Here is a 4,201-nt window from a genome sequence, read left to right as displayed (position 1 = left end):
GCGGTAGTTCAGTCGGTTAGAATACCGGCCTGTCACGCCGGGGGTCGCGGGTTCGAGTCCCGTCCGCTGCGCCATATCTGCTTCAAGGACCACTGAACGCCTTGAAGCACCGAAAGCAACCACTGGTTGATTCGGAATCGATAGCAAAGACCCTGGTCGAAAGACCGGGGTTTTTTGTGTCTGAAATTTGACCTCCGCTCCCATCACGCAACCCGGCTCCCTGTAGGAGCTGCGGCACGCTGCGATCTTTTGATCTTTTGATCTTGATCGCAGAAGCAAGATCAAAAGATCGCAGCCTCGTTTCACTCGACAGCTCCTACATGGAATGCCTGTAACCATCATGCGGTGCCACGTCGCATTGTCTTTTTTGATTCTTTAGTCAGAAATTTGTATCTGGTTGTTTGCTGCGAGCGCAGAAACCTTTAAAGTTAACCTTTCGGTCAGCTTTGCACTGTCAACACGCCCTTCGTTTAGCCAAGAAGGGCTTCTGCAAGACTCGAGATTCCCCAGTAGATAACCAGAAGGGCGGACGTATAACCGCCCAGAGGATGATCCATGTCCAACCGTGATATATCCCGGCGCTCGTTCCTCCAGGGCGGGCTGGTGGCGGGTGTGAGCGTCACGCTCACGCCGCTCAGCAGTCAGGCGCTGGCTGCCTTGATGGAAAACAGCGTCACCGTGCCGTCCGAGAAATGGCTCGGCAACAACGGCAAGGCGCGTCAGCGTAACGACGCACTGTCCAAGGTCTGCGGCAGCAAGGTCTTTGCTCGCGACATCCGCTCCAAGGACATGCCGGGCTGGCCGGAACAGCAAGGCCACGCCATGCTGCTGAAAACCATCAAGGCTGACCGCATCTACGACGGCTATGACCTGTCGTGGCTGGGGGCCGATTTGCAGCCTGACCGCATCGTCACCGCCGCGGATCTGGACAAGGACGGCATCGTCTTCCCTGAAGAGCACGCGCCGGATCCATTGCTGCCGGAAGGCAAAGTGCCGATGTTCATCGGTCACCCGGTGGCCATTCTGATCTGGAATGATTTCGAGCGTTTCCGTCAGGCGAAGAACAAGCTCAAATTCAATGACAAAGCGATTCGTTACGGTGCACAAGTGCCGTTCTACGAAGGCGACCCCTACGGCAGCTTCCGCTACGTGCGCGTTGGCGGCCCGACCTCGGCCGACGAAGACGAATTCGCCAGCCTGAAGGACTCGATCCTCTTTCCGATGCTGAAAAACCGTCGTCCGGTGTGGAATTCCCAGCCCAACCTGCACGGCAACCTGACCGAGCGCGGCCTGTTCTACGCCGACCGCATGAAGAAAGAGATCGACACCCCGCCTGACAACTGGCTGGTGTTCGACGAACGCTACAAGACCCCGTCGATCGAACCGGCCGCCATGGAGCCGGACAACGGCAACGGCTGGTACGACCCGAAAACCAAGACCCTGCATTTCGTCGTGGCCACCCAGTGCCCACTGGAAGCTGCGACCGAGACAGCGAAAATGATCGCGCCGTCGCGCTTCGGCCTGGACAACCTCAGCATGCACCCGGGTTACACCGTGGGTTACGGTTCCAAAGACCACAACATCTTCGTCTACTACGCAGCCCTTGCTGCGCTGTACGGCGCCGGTGTGCCGGTGCGCCTGGCCAACGACCGCTACGAGCAGTTCCAGAGCGGCATCAAGCGTCACCCGTTCGACATCCGCTACCAATTGGCCGTGGACAAGAACGACTACAGCTTCAAGATTTTCCGCGCGGAAATGAGCGTCGACGGCGGTGGCCGGATCAACTACAGCCCGTCGGTGGCTGCGGTTGGCGCCACCGCTGCGCAATCGATCTACTACATGCCGCAGAACGACCTGCAAGTCACCGCCTATCACTCGCGTGGCGTTGAAGCCGGTTCGATGCGCGGTTACGGCACCCTGCAAAGCATGGCGTCGACCGAAATGATGGTCGACGAAATTGCTGATCGCCTGGGTGTCGATGCGATCGACCTGCGTCGCAAGAACGCCCTGCGTTCCGGCATGAAAAACACCCAGGGCGCGATCCCGGCCGGTGCTTTGCGCCTGCACGAGATTCTCGATAAAGCCTCGGTGCACGAAGTCTGGAAAAACCGCGACGCGATCAAGCAACAGCGCGAAGCCGCAGACCCGGATAACTGGTACGGCGTCGGTTTTGCCATTTGCCAGAAAGACTTCGGCACCGGTTCCGAAGCGCCGATGGCCAGCATCGAATTCACCGCCGACGGTCGCATCAGCCTGCGCCACATCGGTATCGAAATCGGCACCGGTATGTCCACCTCGCAAGCCTTGGTGGTGGCCGATTTCCTCGGCAGTCCGGCGCACGAAGTGAAGACTGGCGAAACCGAATGGAAGGAAATGCAGCTGATCACCAGCGGCAACCCTTACATCATGACTCAGGCCGAGCAGGACAACTTCCTGCGCAACCCGCGTTGGGTGGGCAAATTGGCCTCGGCCTCGTCGGCGACCAACTCGGCGTACTACTTCAGCCACGCCACCCGTGAAGCGGCGCGCGTGCTGTTCAACCACGGTTTATGGCCAGCGGCGCTGGAGATCTGGCGTCAGGGTCCGTTCGGCGGCCAGGCCAACCCTTACGTGGTACGTCGCGAAGATGCGCATTGGGTCGACGGCAAACTGACGGCCAACGGCATGCAGCCATTGAGCTTCGAAGAGCTGGCCAAACGCGCTCACGAGCGTGGTCTGGTCACCGCGGCCACCGTCCACGGTTTCAACCGCTGGAGTTGGGCCGAGGCTGAGTACAGCATCGACGGCGTGCGCGAGCGTCTGCCGCTCGACGGTCTGGCGGTGAAGTACGGCGACGGTGCGCCGAAAGCCAAGCAAGCGCTGATGAGTACGGCCGGTTTCCACCTGTTGGATCGCCAGAACATCAGTTACCCGGCGACTCAACTGAACAACGCTGCCGTGACCTACTACAGCCCGGTCGCCACGCTGGTCGAGCTGAAGGTCAACAAGGGTTCTGCCGAAGTCGAAGTGCTCAACCACCATTCGTGGGTCGAGTGCGGCCGTGTGCTGGTCGAGGAGCTGGTCAAGGGCCAGATGGAAGGCGGTATCGCCATGGGCATCGGTCACGCCTTGATGGAAGAGATGCCGCTGTACGAAGGCGGGCCGGGGGAGGGTGACTGGAACTTCAACCGTTACCGTCTGCCGATGGCGCGTCACGTTGCCGTGTGGAAACAGACGTCGGAGATTCTCCCGGCACTGTCGCCAAGCGATCCGTCCAAAGGCATCGCTGAAGTGGTGATGATCCCGGTTGTCGGGGCCATCGGTAACGCCGTGGCGCACGCCATCGGCAAACGTGTTCGCGATCTGCCTATCACTCCAGCGCGCATCAAGGAGGCCCTCAATGGCTAACCGTCCGCTTCAACTGACCCTCAATGGTCAATCCGTCGGCCCGGTGGACATCCCTGATGACCTGCCGATGATCGACTACCTGCACGAATACAAAAACCTCACCGGTTCGCGTCTGGGCTGCGGCCAGGGCATCTGCCACGCCTGCGTGGTGATCGTCGACAACCCGGACGGCACCAGCGAAGAAGTGCGCACCTGCATCACTGGCGCGCATTACTTCGAAGGCAAGAAAGTCCGCACCATTGAATCCCACGCCAAGCGTGACGAGAGTGGTCAGGTCACCGAGCTGAACCCTATCCAGCAACGCTTCGTCGACGAGTTCGCTTTCCAGTGCAGCTACTGCGCCCCGGGTTTCGTCAATGCTGCGACCGTGCTGGTCGAGAAGCTGCAGCGTCAGCCGATCGTCAAAAGCCAGCTGGAAAAAGTCATCGAGGACAGCCTCGGCCATCACGTCTGCCGTTGCACCGGGTACGTGCGTTATTACAACGCCACCCGCAACGTGCTCACCGATCTCGGCCTGGTCAAGGAGGGTTAAGCATGAAGCTTTTTCTGACCCGCCTGACCCTGGCGGTCGGCCTCGCTGCGCCGGTGTTGTTTGCCCACGCTGATGATCAGGTCAAGCGCGGCGAGTACCTCGCCCGCGCCGCTGACTGCATGGCTTGCCACACCGCTCCGGGTGGCGCGCCGTTTGCGGGCGGCCTGCCGATCGTCTCGCCGTTCGGCACGATCTACGGCACTAACATCACGCCGAGCAAAGAGCACGGCATCGGTTTGTACAACGATGACGAGTTCTTCGCTGCGCTGACCGAAGGCAAGC

The 4,201-nt window shown here is 60.2% G+C and carries 2 protein-coding genes and 1 pseudogene; all 3 read left to right on the top strand.

The features are described 5' to 3' along the window. Positions 1-555 precede the first annotated feature (555 nt). The gene (locus tag ACQ4MY_RS29000; protein WP_440097287.1) at positions 556-3,387 is read left to right on the top strand and encodes a xanthine dehydrogenase family protein molybdopterin-binding subunit; all 2,832 of its coding nucleotides are present in this window, start codon (positions 556-558) and stop codon (positions 3,385-3,387) included. After that, positions 3,380-3,919: a (2Fe-2S)-binding protein gene (locus tag ACQ4MY_RS28995; RefSeq protein ID WP_086793210.1), complete on the top strand. Its 540-nt coding sequence runs from the start codon at positions 3,380-3,382 to the stop codon at positions 3,917-3,919. Before ACQ4MY_RS29000 ends, ACQ4MY_RS28995 begins: the two co-directional genes overlap by 8 nt. A 2-nt stretch (positions 3,920-3,921) precedes the next feature. Then, a pseudogene (locus ACQ4MY_RS28990) lies at positions 3,922-4,201 on the top strand (cytochrome c); the annotation flags it as partial.

The sequence above is a fragment of the Pseudomonas sp. SM4 genome (genome assembly GCF_051913165.1).
In the GTDB taxonomy this organism is placed as follows: domain Bacteria; phylum Pseudomonadota; class Gammaproteobacteria; order Pseudomonadales; family Pseudomonadaceae; genus Aquipseudomonas.
This window is presented reverse-complemented; position numbering and strand designations above follow the sequence as displayed.